The 17,361-nt window shown below is 61.4% G+C and carries 12 protein-coding genes and 2 pseudogenes; 11 read left to right on the forward strand and 3 right to left on the reverse strand.

Features of this window, described 5'->3' with window-relative positions:
* Window positions 1-154 precede the first annotated feature (154 nt).
* The 8 genes and pseudogenes from ASPU41_RS23570 to ASPU41_RS19385 form a co-directional block, all read left to right on the forward strand.
* Window positions 155-1,279: pseudogene (locus ASPU41_RS23570) on the forward strand (hypothetical protein); the annotation flags it as partial.
* Window positions 1,280-1,387: 108 nt separating this feature from the next.
* Window positions 1,388-2,086 carry a L,D-transpeptidase family protein gene (locus tag ASPU41_RS23575; protein ID WP_231941506.1) on the forward strand — a complete coding sequence of 233 codons (699 nt, stop codon included), beginning with the start codon at window positions 1,388-1,390 and terminating at the stop codon, window positions 2,084-2,086.
* A 196-nt stretch (window positions 2,087-2,282) separates the two neighbouring features.
* Window positions 2,283-2,702: a hypothetical protein gene (locus ASPU41_RS19365; RefSeq protein WP_069952288.1), complete on the forward strand. Its 420-nt coding sequence runs from the start codon at window positions 2,283-2,285 to the stop codon at window positions 2,700-2,702.
* A gap of 503 nt (window positions 2,703-3,205) precedes the next feature.
* A complete protein-coding gene (locus tag ASPU41_RS19370) occupies window positions 3,206-5,911 on the forward strand; it encodes a M43 family zinc metalloprotease (protein WP_069952289.1) in 2,706 nt (901 codons plus the stop codon).
* 185 nt (window positions 5,912-6,096) lie between these two features.
* Complete coding sequence (gene istA, locus ASPU41_RS19375) at window positions 6,097-7,563, forward strand: IS21 family transposase (RefSeq protein WP_083266303.1); 1,467 nt, start codon at window positions 6,097-6,099, stop codon at window positions 7,561-7,563.
* Entirely contained in the window at window positions 7,560-8,291 is a 732-nt protein-coding gene (istB, locus tag ASPU41_RS19380; protein WP_197515653.1) for an IS21-like element helper ATPase IstB, read from the forward strand. The genes istA and istB overlap by 4 nt, the downstream gene beginning before the upstream one ends.
* Before the next feature lie 94 nt (window positions 8,292-8,385).
* Entirely contained in the window at window positions 8,386-8,598 is a 213-nt protein-coding gene (locus tag ASPU41_RS24135) for an LGFP repeat-containing protein (RefSeq protein ID WP_442856258.1), read from the forward strand.
* A gap of 417 nt (window positions 8,599-9,015) precedes the next feature.
* A complete protein-coding gene (locus ASPU41_RS19385; RefSeq protein WP_069952290.1) occupies window positions 9,016-10,179 on the forward strand; it encodes a hypothetical protein in 1,164 nt (387 codons plus the stop codon).
* Between the two features lie 135 nt (window positions 10,180-10,314).
* Here the strand turns inward: ASPU41_RS19385 and ASPU41_RS19390 are convergent.
* From ASPU41_RS19390 to ASPU41_RS19405, 3 genes and pseudogenes are all read right to left on the reverse strand, one after another.
* A pseudogene (locus ASPU41_RS19390) lies at window positions 10,315-11,462 on the reverse strand (IS3 family transposase).
* 105 nt (window positions 11,463-11,567) lie between these two features.
* Window positions 11,568-12,773: a glycosyltransferase family 4 protein gene (locus ASPU41_RS19400; RefSeq protein WP_231941117.1), complete on the reverse strand. Its 1,206-nt coding sequence runs from the start codon at window positions 12,771-12,773 to the stop codon at window positions 11,568-11,570.
* Between the two features lie 29 nt (window positions 12,774-12,802).
* Window positions 12,803-13,828 carry a polysaccharide biosynthesis protein gene (locus tag ASPU41_RS19405; RefSeq protein ID WP_069952293.1) on the reverse strand — a complete coding sequence of 342 codons (1,026 nt, stop codon included), beginning with the start codon at window positions 13,826-13,828 and terminating at the stop codon, window positions 12,803-12,805.
* Window positions 13,829-13,990: 162 nt separating this feature from the next.
* Between ASPU41_RS19405 and ASPU41_RS19410 the strand changes: the two genes are divergently transcribed.
* From ASPU41_RS19410 to ASPU41_RS19420, 3 genes are all read left to right on the forward strand, one after another.
* Window positions 13,991-14,731, forward strand: coding sequence for a glycosyltransferase family 2 protein (locus tag ASPU41_RS19410; RefSeq protein WP_069952294.1), 741 nt, complete (start codon window positions 13,991-13,993; stop codon window positions 14,729-14,731).
* Entirely contained in the window at window positions 14,731-15,162 is a 432-nt protein-coding gene (locus ASPU41_RS19415; protein ID WP_069952295.1) for a DUF2304 domain-containing protein, read from the forward strand. Before ASPU41_RS19410 ends, ASPU41_RS19415 begins: the two co-directional genes overlap by 1 nt.
* 292 nt (window positions 15,163-15,454) lie before the next feature.
* Entirely contained in the window at window positions 15,455-17,338 is a 1,884-nt protein-coding gene (locus ASPU41_RS19420) for a hypothetical protein (RefSeq protein WP_157357069.1), read from the forward strand.
* Window positions 17,339-17,361: the final 23 nt, after the last annotated feature.

A 17,361-nucleotide genomic window follows, 5' to 3' on the forward strand; every position in this document is an offset into this window, starting at 1 on the left:
GCGTACCCTCTCGGCCGCCCGCCGCAATAGGGTGCTGGCTGAATAGGTGGCGGTCAGGATATGAATTCCGGCGAGCCTCTCGTAATCCATCATCCTCTCTGAGATTTGCGGTTATTCTGATTGCGGTCTCGAAGGTAGCTAACTGGGGGAATAAATGAACAAGATTAGACAACAACACCGCATAGCCTGGGCCATTGTGGGTTCGATCACTTTAGTTGCCGCCTTTGGCTCGACGGCCAATGCAGAGACCACCCCGGCGCCAGCGCCCCTCCCCTCGGTCTCCGCTACAGTGACACCGCCCAGCGACGCGCCGACTTCGCCCTCTGTCAATCAGAGCAACTCCGCCGCCCCGACGAACACGCCGACCCTCCAACCCGAACCCGCCTCGCCTTATCCGACTATCGAGCCAACTCCATCCTCACCAGCAGCCTCGGCACCAGCTGAAGCGGCAGTGGATCCGAGCGAGCCGTTGTCTGCGGGCGCGCAAGCTGTACTGGATCGTTGGCTAAGCCTTGGTGGGGATTCCGGCGTTCTGGGTGCGGCCAAGGCACCAGCCACATGTGGATTGACGGGTGAGGGCTGTCTCCAAGAATTTACTCATGGCAGCATCTCCTGGACCGAAGCTACCGGTGCACACCCAATTACGGGCGACATTCTGGCTCGATGGTCCTCAATGAACGATGTCGACGGCAGAATGGGCTATCCTACCGACTCCGAGACATGCGGACTCCCCCAAGGCGGCTGCTACCAGGACTATCAAGGTGGCGCCATTATCTGGTCCCCCGCGACCGGAGCCCAAGCCACATGGGGCCCGACCAGAGCTCGCTGGGGGACCCTCAACTTCGTCGACGGCCCTATGCGCTATCCCACGGGGGACGTGACATGCGGTCTGGCCCGGGGGGGCTGCTATCAGGACTACCAAGGCGGCGCCATCATCTGGTCCCCTGCTACCGGAGCCCAACCCACGTGGGGCGCCACCCGGATGCGGTGGGCGACCCTCAACTTCGTGGACGGTCCCATGGGCTACCCCACCAACGCCGAAACGTGCGGCCTGCCCCGAGGGGGCTGCTACCAGGACTATGAAGGCGGAGCTATCATATACAGCCCCGCTTCGGGAGCGCACCCGACGTGGGGAGCGATCCGGACTCGCTGGGCGGGCCTCAACTTCGTCGACGGCCCCATGGGCTACCCGACTAACGCAGAAACCTGCGGGCTTACGCAGGGAGGGTGCTACCAGGATTACCAAGGCGGCGCGATTATCTGGAGTCCGGCCACCGGAGCCCATCCCACGTGGGGCGCCACCCGGATGGAGTGGGGAGCGCGAAACTTTGACCGTGGTTCCCTTGGATTTCCCACGAGCGGCGAATCCTGCAACGGGGACCAATGCGTGCAGTTCTACCAGTTCGGAAAGCTCAGCTGGTCGCCCTGGGCCGGCATCGGATACTCCCTTTATCCATCCAGCTACTGCGAGTCACTCAACCGCGGAACCGCACGGTACCCGGGGGGAACCTCCCGAGTTTCCTTCGCAGTCGCCGAAAACTACCCCTCGACGCGGGTCTCATTTGTCAATTGCTTCCGGCAGAACGGCCGCTACGTCACAGAGTGGAGCACCTCCGGATTCAACGGAGAAAGCGGATTTGCCCGCCCTGGCGTGGCTTCTGGCCCAACCATTAACAAGTACTCGCCCACGGGCTCTTTCACGGTGACGGACAGCTTCGGGTTGAGCAACCCGGGAACGGCGCTGAATTACCTCACGTTGAACCCGTACTCGCGGTGGGGCGGACGGCTGAATTCGAACTATAACAAGTACTTTGAATCCAGCGCCGACATCTTCCCGGACGAGAACATGTGGTATTACGCCACTCGCCGATCGGGCGACTACAGGCAAGGCGCAGTTATCAATTACAACCGGCCCCCTGACTCCCCGATCACAATGAATGCTGGTTTCGCGATCTTCCTCCACGCAAATCCGGTACCGACGTGGGGGTGCATCTCGCTAAGTGAAAGCGACGTCGTGCGCTACCTCCGAACGGCCGCCCCCGGCGATCGACTCATAATGGGCGTAGGCTCCGATGTCTTCCTATAAGCGCCCCCTTGCTGTCTGTACCGCATTGCTGATCCTGGGCGCTTCCACAGCCTGCACCCCGGATGGTCCGTCACCCGTCGCCACACCCAGCGCCTCCACTATCTACGCTTCACCCACTAGCGACCCCACAACCCCAACCACCGCCCGGGACGGCCGGACCGTCCTCCCGACGACGGAGTCCTCGGCTTGCTCGCTATTGAACGAGACCGTGATTCGGGAAGCGCTCGGGGAAGTCGCAGCAGCACTCGAACCGGTACAGCCGAGCGTGGAAAGGCTCCCGGACGGGACGATTAAAGACTCTTGCTTGTACCCCTTCGACAAGGGAGGGGCTACGACCAATGCTCTCCTCGTGGAAGTCCACACTTACCCGAGCCCGCAGGTAGCGGTGGATTCCGATCCATTTGCCCTCCTGATGAATGCTGTTGACCTCCCTGGCCTGCGGAAACCGACTAAGTTCGCCGTCAACACCCTCAGTGAATCAACGGAGTTCGCGGTGGCATCGCTCGACGGCGCGCGGGTTGTCAGATTGGTTGCAGCCCTTCCGTCAGCGACTGCGTGGGACCGAGCTGCCGGTCAGGATCACATGTTAAAACTCGCGACAGCAGCTGGGCTCTAACTCCAGAAGTGGGCCGCAAACCTCAGGAAATAAAGCCACAAAGCAGCGGCGCTGGGACAGACGGCCAGCCAGAGGGCCGCCTGCCTGGCTCCGCTGGATTACGCCAAGAATTACACACCTCTGGCGCAGAAACTGACGCAATCACGAAAGTCCTTTGCAGGTCCCGGCACGTGACCGGATCCCCAACAGGCTGCTCCCTAAACTGATTCGACGTGTGGCCCCAGCGCCACCCTGGCCGCGAGAAGTCGAGTCCGCGTTCTATGAAGGAAATAATGAACCACTTACGGACCCTGGCAGCACTCCTCTCAGCATCGCTGTTATCGGTGGCAATTGCCACTTCGGGGCCGCTAAGCCCCGCGACTGCCGAGACTCCCCCGCCCGCGCCGCTTACCTCCGCGACTCCCGAATCTGCCCCTTTAGGGAATTCGGAAGAGCAACCTGACGGCACTCCTACATCCGTCCACTCTTTTGAAACGCCTCCTCCTGCCGGCGGGAAGGGACAAGTGCTGGATACCGGGATCGCCGCAGAGGCGTTCTCTCTGGCCCGGCAGGGAGACATCAAGGTTTCCCTGATGACTGTCCAGCTCTCGGACAAGTCTGAAGCGGAGACCAACGCCATTTCGCTGGTTTCCGCCAACACCGCCATCCAGGTGGCGAGCAACTACTGGAAAACGATGTCCAACAACCGGCTTTCGTTCTCTGTGTCGAACACACGCACGGGCGTAAAATCCTCGGCGGCGTCCTGGCAGTCCTATACCCAAATCATGGAAACGGTCACGCGGGAGATCGGCTGGGTCAGTAATCCCTACACCGCCTTGGTCGTGTTTGTCGCTTCTCCGACCCTATCCTCGGGGGCCTATGGCGCAGGGTGGAGCACTAACGGCATCAGTGGCCGTGTCCTGATGCCGCTGCCGGGCACCCTGACCAACAGTGTCGTTACGCACGAATTCGGCCACCTCCTAGGGCTGATGCACGCCGATAGCCTGCAGTGCGGGAGCGGGGCAACGGACGTGGCCAGCCTGTCAGATGGCACATTCGCCGACCCAAGCTGCAGCATTCGCGAATACGGCGACACCATGGACCTGATGGGTGCGTCCCAAACCAGTCAGCCCGCCATCAGCTCCAGCTTGTGGCAATTCGCCGGTTTTGGTCGCGGCGACGAGATTTTCGACGCCGGCACGGTAGGCGACCGGCGAAGCTTCACCCTGACCGCGTGGGCAGGGACTGCCCCCAACCGCGCCGTCAAGTTCAGGGATCCGGTCAGCCAAGAGGTCTACTATCTTGAGTTGAGGCTACCGGTTGGCTATGACACGGCTACCGCCGTCGGCGGAAACCGCGGCGTGAAGATCGTCCAGAACGGGGGGTCGACGTCGGCCAGCTCTATCATCCTGATGCCCAACGCGAAACCGTTTGCAGGGTACTACAGCTATCAACACGCTTGGCAGGCCGGCCAAATCTTCACCACGCACGCCGGAACAAAGGTGTCGATCGACTGGATTTCGAGCTCGGCCGCCGGGGTAACAATCGAATCGACTTTTGCCGCTGCGAGCAAGGCGATTGCGGCGGTGGGGTCGTCGTGGGCGGCACTTGGTGCCTCGACGTCGGGAGTGGTCTGTGGACTGCGGGACGGCGGATGCTACCAAGACTACGAGGGTGGGGCCGTTATCTGGTCCCCGGCCACTGGGGCCCAGCCCACGTGGGGCGCTATCCGGGCCCGGTGGGGGTCATTGAACTTCGTCGACGGCCCCATGGGGTATCCGACTTCGGCTGAGGTCTGTGGTCTGCCGCAGGGCGGCTGCTACCAGGATTATCAGGGCGGCGCCATCATATGGTCACCGGCCACCGGCGCGCAGCCCACCTCGGGTGCAATCCGCGCCAGGTGGGCGGCTCTGAACTTCGTGGACGGCCCGCTGGGATACCCAGCCAGTGGCGTAACCTGCGGCCAGCCCGGAGGCGGCTGCTACCAGGACTATCAGGGCGGGGCGATCATCTGGTCCGCCGGCACGGGCGCCCATGCCTCGACGGGACCGATCCGCACGGCGTGGGGCGCCACCGGCTTCATTGGCGGGTCGATGGGGTACCCAACCGCTGAGGTGACGTGTGGCCTGCCACAGGCCGGCTGCTACCAGGACTACCAGGGTGGAGCCATTATCTGGTCTCAGGCCACCGGCGCACGGGCCACATCTGGTGAAGTTCGGGCACGCTGGGCGGCGCTGCACTTCGTCGACGGACCCTTAGGCTACCCCACCGGAGATATGACCTGCGGCCAGCCCGGAGGCGGCTGCTACCAGGACTACCAGGGCGGGGCGATCGTCTGGTCCCCCGCCACCGGCGCCCACGCCTCCGCTGGCCCAATCCGCACCGCCTGGGGTGCCACCGGCTTCCTTAGCGGACCCATGGGATACCCCACGGGTGGAGTGACCTGCGGTCTGCCGGAGGACGGCTGCTACCAGGACTACCAGGGCGGGGCCATCATCTCGTCCCCCGGAACCGGAACCCGTGTGTCGACCGGTCCGATCCGTACCCGCTGGGCGGCGCTGAACTTCGTAGACGGACCCTTGGGCTACCCCACCGGCGAGGTGACCTGCGGTCAGCCCGGAGGAGGCTGCTACCAGAACTACCAGCGCGGGGTCATCTCCTGGTCTACCGGCACCGGCGCCCACGCCTCCACCGGCCCAATCCGCACGGCCTGGGACGGCACCGGATTCCTTAGCGGCCCGCTCGGGTACGCAACCGGGGAAGTCACCTGCGGGCTGCCGGAGGGCGGCTGCTATCAGGACTACCAAGGCGGGGCTATCATCTGGTCCCCCGGCACCGGCGCCCGGCTCTCGATCGGACCGATCCGCACCGCTTGGGCCGCCACCGGCTTCCTCACCGGCCCCCTCGGCTACCCCATCGGCGACGTAACCTGCGGGCTTCCGCAGGGCGGCTGCTATCAGGACTACCAGGGCGGCGCCATCATCTCCTCCCCCGGCACCGGAACCCGCGTTTCAACCGGTCCGATCCGCACCCGCTGGGCGGCTCTGAACTTCGTTGACGGACCCTTGGGCTACCCGACCGGCGATGTGACCTGCGGCCAGCCCGGAGGAGGCTGCTACCAGGACTACCAGGGCGGGGCTGTGTGTGATCGACTATCTGTAGGCCGTTTCAGCCAGGAATTTGAGCCATGTTGGTGGCTCGTTTCAGGCCAAAAGAGCGGTAAGAATTAGGCCAGTTTTTTCTTCCCGGAATCAGGTTTCGGGGGCTTGCCTGAAGTTAGAGATCACCCGGGTGGTCGGGGGCCTTTCCCAGAGTGTTGGGGACATGGGCCCGCCACCCCCAGATAGGTTCCTTACGGTGCTGCCATTGCGAAGCGTATGCGCCGGAAGGGCTGGAAAGTGAGATGACGGTACCCATGTCCGTTCAAGAAAATATCAGAAGACTCGACTCCCAGGGAGTCCCGGTGCGTCAGATCGCCCGAAGGCTTGGAGTGAGCCGGACCTCGGCGGCCAAGTACGCCGAGCAGGAGGACTTCTCCCCGGCGCCGCGGGCACCGCTGGCCAGGCCGGGGGCCTCGGTGCTGACCGGGTTCGAGCACATCATTGAGCGGTGGCTCATCGAGGATCAGCGCCGGAACCGCAAGCAGCGGCATACGGCGAAGCGGATCTTCGACCGGCTCGTTGACGAGCATGGTTTTACCGCCACCTATTCACCGGTCCAGCGGTACGTGAAGAAATGGTTGGCCGCCCACCGGCAGCCCGGTGAGGGGTTTACCGAACTGGTCTGGCCTGCCGGCACCGTGCAGGTCGACTTCGGTCAGGCCGAGGCCATCGTTGCCGGGATCCGGCAGGTCCTGCATATCCTGGTGGTGACCTTCCCGTTCTCGAACATGCGCTTCGTGCAGGCGTATCGGGGCGAGACCGCCGAATGCGTGGCCCACGGGCTGCGGAGGGTGTTTGAGCACATTCGGGCTGCGCCGCGGCACATGGTCTTTGATAATGCCACGGGCATCGGAAATCGGGTGGGAACCCGGGTGACCGAGACGAAGCTGTTTGGCGCCTTCAAACTCCACTACAGGTCCGAGTCACGCTATTGCAATCCGTACTCGGGCCATGAGAAGGGCAACGTGGAGAACGCGGTGGGGTTCCTGCGCCGGAACTTCATGGTCCCCGAGCCGGAGGCCGCCACCCTGGAGGGGCTGAACAAGGACCTCATGGCGCGCTGCGACGCGTTGGCCACCACCGTGCACTACCGCAAGGGCCTGCCCCTGGGTGAGCTGTTCGCCCAGGACGTTGCGGCGTCCATAGACCTGCCGGGGATCGGTTTCGATGCCGTGCGCTACGAATCGCGCAAGGCCGACAAGACCGGGAACCTGCTCATTGACGGGAACACGTACGCCGCCGGGCCCGCTTTCCACGGGCGAATGCTCACGGTGGGGTTGGGACACGACGTGGTGCAGATCCTTGATGAGCATTCCGAACCTGTCCGCACGTTCCCGCGCGTCTTCGGCAAGCAGGCCGAGACGGTCTTTGACCCTGCTTCCCTGGTGCCGTTGCTGGTGACGAAGCCCGGGGCGTGGTCCCATTCGCCGCTGCGGGCCCTGGTGACGGACCCGGTGCGTGACTGGTTGGACCGGGCCACGGCCACGGATCGGCGCCGGCTGCTCAACTCGGTGGATGCTGCCTCATCGGTGGCGGGATTCGATGCCGCGGTGGCCGCTGCCGACACCCTGATCCAGCGCGGGGATGCACCGGACATGGCCATGCTGGGCATGCTGGCCCGCCGTCTGGCTGATGGCACCGAACCGGAGGCAACGAACGTGGACCTGAGCGTCTATGACACCTTCACCACCCTGAACACCACCACAGGAGAAATAGCATGAGCACGATCACCGTCCAGGACCTCCTTGAGGCGGGCAAGCACGCCTCGCTGACCGGCAGCGTGTTGACCGATTGGGCCGAGAAGGGCACCCCGAAGCAACGTGAATACCTGCACGGGGTGCTGGTCGCCGAGCACGAATCCCGGCAGGAGTCACGGCGCCAGCGGCTGTTGAAGGCCGCAAGGTTGCCGGCCATGAAAACACTCACCGGGTTCGACTACAGCAGTGTCAGGTTCCCGGAGGACTACGGCCGCGGACCTCTCGAATCCCTGGATTTCATCAACCGGGCCCAGGACCTGGTCCTCTACGGCGACGTGGGCACCGGCAAAACTCACATGGCCACCGCCCTGGTGGCCGCCGCCTGCCGGCAGGGCATCCCCGCCAGGTTCTTCACCACCTCCGCCCTGGTCATGATGCTGCGCCGCGCCAAGGACGAAGACCGCCTCGACAAGGAACTGGCCTCCCTGGCCAAGAACCGGCTCCTGGCCATCGACGAGCTGGGCTACCTCCCGATCGACGCCGAAGGGGCCAGGCTACTCTTCCAAGTGATCGCGGACGGGTATGAAAAACGAAGCCTGATCATCACAACAAATTTGGAGTTTTCCCGCTGGGGCACCGTGTTCGGAGACGACAACATGGCCGCCGCCGTCATTGACAGATTGGTCCACCACGGGCGGCTTCTGCAGTTCCGCGGCGAGTCCTACCGGGTCAAAAATGCCCTCATGAAATAGCCAACCGCTGAAATGGACCAGAAAAGAGCCGACGTGGCCTAATTCTTAGCGCTGAAACGGCCTACTTAAACTTGACGAAACACACGGGGCGATCATCTGGTCCCTCGCCACCGGCGCCCACGCCTCCACCGGCCCAATCCGCACGGCCTGGGCAGGAACCGGCTTCCTCACCGGCCCCCTCGGCTACCCCACCGACGAGGTGACCTGCGGGCTGCCGCAGGGCGGCTGCAAACAGGGCTACCAGGGCGGGACCATCTCCTGGACTCCCACGTTGGGCGCGAGCGTCAAGCTCACACCCCAGCAATAGCTACTAGACCTTAGGCGAATCGCCTTGGGCGGCTCCAGCGGTCGATACCACGCGTCGGCGGCGAAAGTCGGGAGTAGTTGTTCACAAAATCCCTCGGCCGAGGTACCCAACCGAACGCCTCCGCGTTGTCGGGGTTACGTCCCGGACCACGCATCTCCGGACAGCCCGTAATTCTAACCTCGGACTGCCGGCGTCTATCGGCGACGGCCAGCCTGCCTAACCCCGCAATGTACGCTTGACCCTAGAAACCACCGGGCTGTAGAAACGGAAGACCAACCAGAGCGTATGGCGGCACCAAAGGAAACCTCTACGAGTCCCCGAAAAACTACTGGGGACCGTCCAGCCTCGGCTGTAGGCATTGGTTCCGCAGTTTCGGCTGCCTCAGGCATTCTGATCCTCTTCATCGCTAGTCACGCGTTGACTAAGGAGGAGAACTCAGAGTTTTTGTCCTTCTGGGCCGCGCTGTTCTTCGTTTACGGGGTGTTGGGCGGCGTCCAAACCGAGTCCACCCGGGCGGCGTCCGTCGTCGCTCTGAGGGACCGAACCGATGGGCAACGCTACCCTCGACTCATCACGGCGGGCCTCATCAGCGGCGCCATTGTTGCCGCGGTGATAGCCGCCCTGTCGCCGGTCCTGACAGCTTTCGATTTCTTCCAGCACTCGCACATCATTGCGCTCGGTCTCGTCTTCACGGCCATCCTTTACGCCGGACACAGCGCCCTGGCCGGTATCCTTCAGGGGAGCGGCCAGTGGTCCCTTTACGGCCGGTTCCTCATCGTGGATGCGCTGCTTCGGCTGGTTTGCATCGGCGTCGCAGCCGCCTGGTCCTTGGGGCTCTTGGGCCTGGAGATAGCTACCTTCTGCGCCTTGAGTGCTTGGCTCCTGATGCTCGCGTTCTCCAGAGTCGCCCGCGAATCCCTGAAGGTCCGGGCTGACGTGCCACTGAAGAGGCTGCTGTCGCAAATCTTGCATGCAGTGATTTCGTCCGTCTCATCCGCAGCCCTGATAGTCGCCTTTCCGCTCCTGCTCAAGATGACCACGCCTGCTGCCGTTTTCGAGCAATCGGCCCCTCTCCTCCTCGCCATTTCCATGACCAGGGCGCCCATCATGGTGCCATTGCAGGCCTTCCAAGGCGTGGCGATCGCGCACGTCGTTAGAGCGGGATCCGAAGGATGGCGAGCCCTTCACCGCCCCATCCTCGTCCTCTCGATTATCGGGGCTCTTGGGGCGGTGGCGGCCTTCGTAGTCGGACCCAGCCTGATGTTGCTGTTTGGGCCGGAATACGAAGTGAGCGGCCTGACCCTTGCCCTGTTAACGCTGGCTTCCCTGGTCATGGCCGTCCTCACACTCACTGGAACTGCGACGCTGTCTACGGGCCATCACAGGGCGTTTTCGTCCGGCTGGGCCTCAGCCACAGCGGTTGCCGTTGCTATCCTTCTGCTACCGCTTTCGCTCGAGGTCCGGTGCATCCTCTCACTGACCATCGGGCCAACAGTCGGGATACTCGTCCATCTGCTCGCTTTGCGGAAACCGCCAGTGTCCGCCGCTCCTGGGCCGGTATCGTCCGGACCCGCAACCTGAGGCTTCTGAACCCGGTCTCGAGGATTGAACCCAAACCTGCGCCCACGGGGTCCGTGTGGCGCGGGTTTGTTGGGGATGCCGTAGCTCGAAGATGACGTACTTGGACTGGTTGGGCCCCCGTTAGCAGTCCAGCGTCTATGCGATAGCTAATTGGTTTTCTTGCGTCCAGTTTTCCCAATAGCGTTTCGGCGTCATGCCGTCCAGGGATCCGTGGGGCCGTTCATGATTGTAGATAGCTTTCCATTCCTCGGCCAAATACTTGGCTTCGGCCATGGTGTCAATGATTTCTCCGGAGAGTTGTTCCCTTCTGAATTGGGCGTTGAATGATTCGATGAAGCCGTTCTGCCAGGGTGATCCCGGGTCGATGAATGCGGTGTCGACCCCGGCGGTGTTGCACCAGCTGACCAGTGCCTCAGCGGTGAACTCGGGCCCGTTATCGCACCGGACGTAGGCCGGGGCGGTGCCGGTTTCGGCGATGATGTTCTCCAGCACCGCGACCACGTCGGCGGCCTTGAACGACCGGCGCGGGATGATCGCCAGCGCGGTGCGGGTGTATTCGTCGAGACGAAAGAAGAACCGGATGTGCCGGCCGCAGGAGGTCACATCCGACTCGAAATCAAAGCTGACCACATGCATCGAATACTCGGCTGTGAGCCGTTTCTGCTCCCCGGCACCGGGCCCGGTCCGGCGCTTCTTCCGCGCCCTGGGTTTACAGACCAGGCCTTCGTCGCGCCAGAGCCGGCGCACCCGCTTCCTGTTCAGCGCCACGCCGCCCCACTCGGACTGGGCCAGCAGATGTCAGCGGGCCTTCCGCCAGCCCCACGCGGGGTGCTTCACGGCGACAGCGCGCAGGGCAGCCCGGAGCTGCATTTCCTCGAAGCCCATGTCGGGTTTCTTCTTGCGGAACGCGGACCGGTTCTGGCCCAGGAGCGCGCAGGCGAAGCGTTCGGAAGCCCCGAACTTCTCCACCGCCATGCGCACGGCACGGCGGCGGGGCTCGGGGCTCAGAATTTTCCCTTGGCCACCTCGTTGAGGATGTCGATGGCCAGTTCCTTCTCAGCCAGCAGGCGCTTGAGCCGGGCGTTCTCCTTCTCCAGCTCCTTCGTCCGTTTGGACACCTCGGCGTTCTTCTCGGACCCGTACTGGTTCAGCCAGCGGTACCAGGTCGCCTCGGTGACCTGAAGCTCCTTGACGACCTCGACCATCGGGCGTCCGTCATTGAGCATCTTCTGGCCCTGCCGGACTTTGGCGATGACCTGCTCGGGGGTGTGTCTGCGTGCCATGATTCGTGAATTTCCTCCTGTGTCCATTCTCGGACACGAAACTCACACAGACACTGGACTTCTATCCGGGGACCCAACCAGGACCATCGCCGGTCGGCAGAGAAACTACCCTTGCAGCACAAAACCTTTCAGGCGCTCCAGCACGATGCTTCTCTCCAGATTCGTGAAGTGGTACGCCTTCCCCCGCGCTCCAAACTCCCGACGCTGCTCAGCGGACATCTGGTACATGGCCCGGATATTGTCTGCAAGGGCGGCGGAGTCGGCTGCTGGACCCACGAAGCCGCACTGTGCTTCATCTTCCACGAGGGTACGAACCTCGCCGTCCATTGCAAGGACCAGAGGGCGCCCCGAGGCGATGTACGACATCACCTTGGCAGGCACGGTGGCCTCCAACAGTTCACTCTTGACTAGGCAACCCACCAGAACGTCCGCCAATGTCGTATATTTCGGAATGTCGCCGACTGGATGGTGCCCTTCGAAGCGGAACACGTGACGAAGGCCGCGACGCTCGACTTCCTTCTCTACGTCGCCGCGGCTCATTCCGTCCCCCACGATGACCCAGGAGATATCGCTCAGCCCTTCGGACTTGAGGATCTCCGCCGCCTCGATCATCGTCTCAAACGACTGGGCAGGACTGATGTTGCCGGCGAAAACGACCTTGAATCCTTCGCCAAGATGGTCAGCCAGCACCGGATCATGGATCTCTCTCTCGTAGAGACTCTCGCAGGCCTGAGGCACGACGGTGATCTTGTCGTCCGCAAGACCCGTGATGTCTTTGATTCGGGCCCGCATTTGTTCCGACAGAACGACGATCTTGTCGGGTTGCCGGTAGTGCCAGTGGGATACCTTTTCAGCCATCCGGCGGAAAAATCTGTTCCGTATATTGAGGACAGAGAACAAGTTCTCAGGCCACAGGTCAAGCACATACATCGTAGATTCGATACGGCGCAACTTGGAGAGGATTATTCCGGAGATCGACATCATCACTGGCGACAACTGGTAGAGGAATATCTTGTCGTACTTGCCGAACATGAGTCGAGGCAGGTGAAGAAGACTGGCGATGGGGAACGAGACGTAGTTCAGAAAAATGCGCAAGCTCGAATTGTCACCGCGAGGTAGTTCTGGAGCACGGTAAATCACGACCCCCTCATGCTCTTCCTTGTACGGGCCCTTCCAGGAGTACCCCGGGAAAAACTCACCTTTGGGGTAGTTTGGCAGGCCGCAAAGAACCTCCACGTCGACGCCACTAGCAACGAAGTAGTCGCAGATATCATTGATCCGAAACCCCTCGGGCCAGAAGTGCTGGCCCACTACCAAAACCTTGGGTGTGTGGTCCACTACTATGAAGCCGTCTTGATCGAAGGCAGCAGGTCCTGGATGTAGTCAGTGGTCTTGATCTTTTCGATGATCTGATCCACTGTCAGCTGCTGGGTGTTGTGAGACGTGTACTCCTCCAACGTCTCGCTCACTTCGTCGCCGGAGTCGAAAAACTTCTCGTAATTAAGGTCCCTCGTGTCAGCAGGCACGCGGAAGTACTCACCCAAGTCCTCCGACTTGGCCCGCTCTTCCCTGGTTAGAAGTGTTTCGTGCGCCTTTTCACCGTGACGCGTACCGATGACGTTAATTTCGGAATCGGAGTTGAAGAGAGTCTTCATCGCGGTAGCCAGGTCGCCTACCGTCGACGCGTCCGCCTTCTGTACAAACAAGTCACCCTGGTTAGCATGCTCGAAGGCAAAAAGGACCAGTTTGACGGCTTCGTCGAGGTTCATCAAGAAGCGGGTCATGTGAGGATCCGTCACGGTGAGCGGCTTACCGGCGCGGATCTGGTCCGCGAACAACGGGATGACAGACCCACGCGAAGCCATAACGTTTCCGTACCGGGTGCAGGAGATCAGGGTCTCGCTGGCTTCAACGTTCCGGGATTTGGCGATGACAATCTTCTCCATCATGGCCTTGGACGTTCCCATGGCATTGATCGGATAGGCCGCCTTGTCGGTGGACAAGCAGACAACCTTCTTCACTCCTGCGTCGATGGCAGCCGTGAGGACGTTGTCCGTGCCGAGGACGTTGGTCCTCACCGCCTCCATGGGAAAGAATTCACAGGACGGGACCTGCTTCAGGGCTGCTGCATGAAAGATATAGTCCACACCGCGCACTGCTTCGCGGACGCTCTCAATGTTGCGAACGTCTCCGATGTAAAACTTGAGCTTGTCGTTGTTGTAAGCCTTGCGCATGTCATCCTGCTTCTTCTCATCGCGGGAGAAGATGCGGATCTCGCCTATGTCTGTGTGCAGGAAGTGCTTCAGAACCGTGTTGCCAAAGGAGCCAGTCCCCCCGGTAATCAAAAGTGTCTTGCCCTTGAACAACTTGTCTCCTCAGGTCGGCAGATAGTGGCGGCTGCGAGCGTGGCTGCAACCGTTAGATGATATCAGCGGCTTGCGTTTGCGCCGTTGACGGGCCCCTGGTGGTTGCCGTGACTGGCCATGGCCAAATTCGGCTCGTACAGGTTTCGGCGTAGAATCGCAATCATGCTTAGCCCAATAACCCGTCGCGTGCTCGTGATCATGCCGGCCTGGAACGAAGGCGAATCCGTGGGAAACACGGTTTCGGAGGTACTCGCCCTAGACGAAGGATATGACGTCCTGGTAGTCGACGACGGATCGAAGGACGCCACCGCGTCGATCGCCGCCTCGGCTGGTGCGACCGTCCTTCGGCTACCTTTCAATATGGGTGTGGGCGGTGCCATGCGCGCTGGCTTCAAGTATGCGGATCGTTACGACTACGATGCTGTCATCCAGGTGGACGCGGACGGCCAGCACAATCCGCGGGAAATAGCGGCGGTCCTCAAAGGGCTTGAAATAGCAGATATTTCCATCGGTGCGCGCTTCGCGGCCAAGGGCGACTACAAAGTCTCCGGACCACGGCGCTGGGCTATGGTGTTCCTGGCTACCGTAATCTCCGCATTGGCGCACACGAAGCTAACAGATGTAACCTCGGGGTTCCGGGCGGGCAACAAACGCGCCATCGCACAGTATCTGGATCACTATCCGGCTGAGTACTTGGGGGACACAATCGACTCTTTGGTCGTAGCTGTTAAGTCCGGCTGCACAGTCACCCAGATACCGGTGGCGATGCGTCCTCGCCAGGGAGGGACTCCTAGCCACAATCCAGCCAAGTCCGCCCTTTACCTCCTGCGCTCAGTGTTTGCTCTCCTATTTGCCGTGACTCGAAGCCGGTCCCAAATCGCCACACAGGAAGGCCCTGCCTGATGGGAAGCACCCTTGCCCCGTTTATTTTCGCTTTGGTAATGGTGGGGATCGTGCTGGAGCTCGTCCGGCGTAAGGTCTTTCGCGAAAAGTATGCGGCCCTCTGGCTAATCATCGGGGCGAGTGCGCTGGTCCTAGCTGGCTGGCCTGGATTGCTGTCCGACCTCAGCAGGCTCCTGGGCGTCCAGGTTGCGTCAAACCTGCTATTTGCACTCTGTATCGTGCTTCTACTCGGGGTATGTCTCCATCTTTCGTGGGAACTCTCAGTGGTCGAGGACGAGAATCGAACATTGGCTGAAGAGGTGGCCATACTGAGGGCCGCAGTGGAGCGACTGGATGCCCAGCTGAATCGTTTGGGCCTAGCCGATGAAGTCCCCGACAAGTCCGTGCGGATGCCAAACGGATCCCATACGACGGGTAAACCCGAAGATTGACTCGACCACCCCCACAACAAGTGGGCCACTCCTCGTAGCGTAGAATTTGATGGTCCATCTTGATACTCCTTGGATTACGGCGTACGCCCCCAAGGAAATACAACGGTCGTGAGTTACCGGGGATCCCTGTAACCACCTCTACCCGGGGGAATCCGTGAGCAGCCCAGTCCTTGACAGAGCCCACAAAGTCGGGCGGCGGGCACTCCAGCATTCGTCTGCCAGGTCCCAACCTCGTGGGGCGCGTCTGGCGGTCTTGTGGTTCGTGGTTGCGCTAGTCTCCGCGACGAGCTTTGTGGCAGTCGTTGCCATTAGGTCCATCGGTGGCCTGACTGGGTGGCGCTATCTTGTCGTCCTTGCCCTCATGATGGTAATGACCCCGGTCGCCAGGAACTTGTCCCAACGGATTTTAATCGTCGTAGTCCTCCTGGCTGGAACAGCACCGTTCATGTGGTGGTTCACTGCCGACGTGACATATCTCGACCGCGGAACAACCCTGTTCGCACTGACAGCCGCCTCCCTCACCGGCGCATTGGCTCATTCCGCGGTCTTCCGGTTACCTTTCCGGCGCTTCCTACCTCACATACATGTGGTCGATGCCCTGCCGGTAGTTGCCGCTGCCGCATCGACCTGGGTTGTTCAGACCTTACTTTTCACAAAATCCCTAGAATCCACAGTCCTCATACTCACTCGCTCTTGGGATTTCGCCCCGCACTTCAACATGTTCAACATGATCCGAAACCACGGTTCAGTAATTGCATTGCTGCCCTCTGCGCCAGATGGAAGCCAATGGTCCGCTGCGTCTTATCCACAGGGGTACCACGCGCTGCTGGCTACTCTAGCTGAGGTTGTGTCGGGCAGCGAAGCCAGCGACGTCGCACGCGAATCCATCCTCTTCCTCAGGCTTGTCGGAGTAGTAACGGTCCTCGGCACTCTGCTCGTTGTCGCGTCCCTCACATCTCTGCCCGTCTTTCGCCGAAGTCTCCTGGTGACCCTGCCTTATGTGAGTATTGCGGCCACCGCTTGGATTGTCGGGCCCGGGGCCATCCCGGTATTCGGAGCGTTCCCCAATTTTGGGTTAGGCGTCGCCCTCTGCGTGGCCGTCGTCGTCATTGTGCAACTGCGCCGCTTGGTGCACCCGGTGGCGTCTACGGCCCTGCTGGTCATGGCCGTGACTGCTGTGGCGCACGGCTGGATACTACTGCTTGTTCTCTGCCTTCCCAGCGTCCTCGTATATGTTGCCCACCTCTTCTGGCATCGGCGAGAACTCGGTTGGCGTAAGTTGGCTCTTCAGTCGGCAGTTCTAGCGGTTGGCATGGCTGGAGTCCTTGGCGCAGTCTGGCAACTCCGGAAGTTGTCTGCTGGCGACGTCCTTACGACAACGGGGGGCATAGCCCAAGCTGATACAGGCGTGGCTGTGCTTTGCATCATTGCCAACGCCTTCGTTGCCCTGGCGTTCTATTCGCGGCGGAAAGTGGGACAAGCGGAGGACCGGCGCGGAACGCTAACGTCGCTTCATGTGCTGGCAACACCTCTATTTGCTGCGATTCTCCTTATCGCCTTGGCTGCCTTCCAGCTGATGAGTCCAGCGGGAATTACCTACTATTTCTACAAGTCTTTCCTCGCCGTCGAGCTCGTCGCTATCGTTTGCACAGTAATCGGTGCGGCAGAACTGTGGTCTCCGCTCCTGGCGTCCCATACTGAGCGCAAGTCCTTTATTGCCGCCTCCCTTTTGACTTCACTGGGCGCGACACACTTCTTCGGTTTGCCCTTCACAGGGCTCAGCGACAGAGGGTTGTCGCCTACCGCCCACGGATCCGTAGGGGTCCTGCAACAGGCCGATGCGCTATCGGAGCCTTCGCCGCAGCTGGTCCAAAAATTGGCCAGAATGGCCGCTCTCAGCAATGAGCGTCCTTTCATCTACGTTGGCTTCGATGAAGGCTTTGACCCTCAGTTGGCGGCCCAGTGGTCGCTCACCCTTCAGGGGACCTGGACCGAGTCCATCCACACCGCAATTCCAATGGTTAGGCCGTTGTACAAGGGACCCTCCCATGTACCCGAGTCCATCGACGCTGTTCTCACGTCTCTTCCCGACGTAGACGTAGTGGTCAATCCTGAGTTAGTTCCCGAGTTGCGGGCCTGGCGGCCACAGTACGCGTCCAGGATCATCACGTATTAGGGGGCCCGACGGGCGACTGGGAC

The organism is Arthrobacter sp. U41 (assembly GCF_001750145.1).
Classification (GTDB): Bacteria; Actinomycetota; Actinomycetes; order Actinomycetales; family Micrococcaceae; genus Arthrobacter.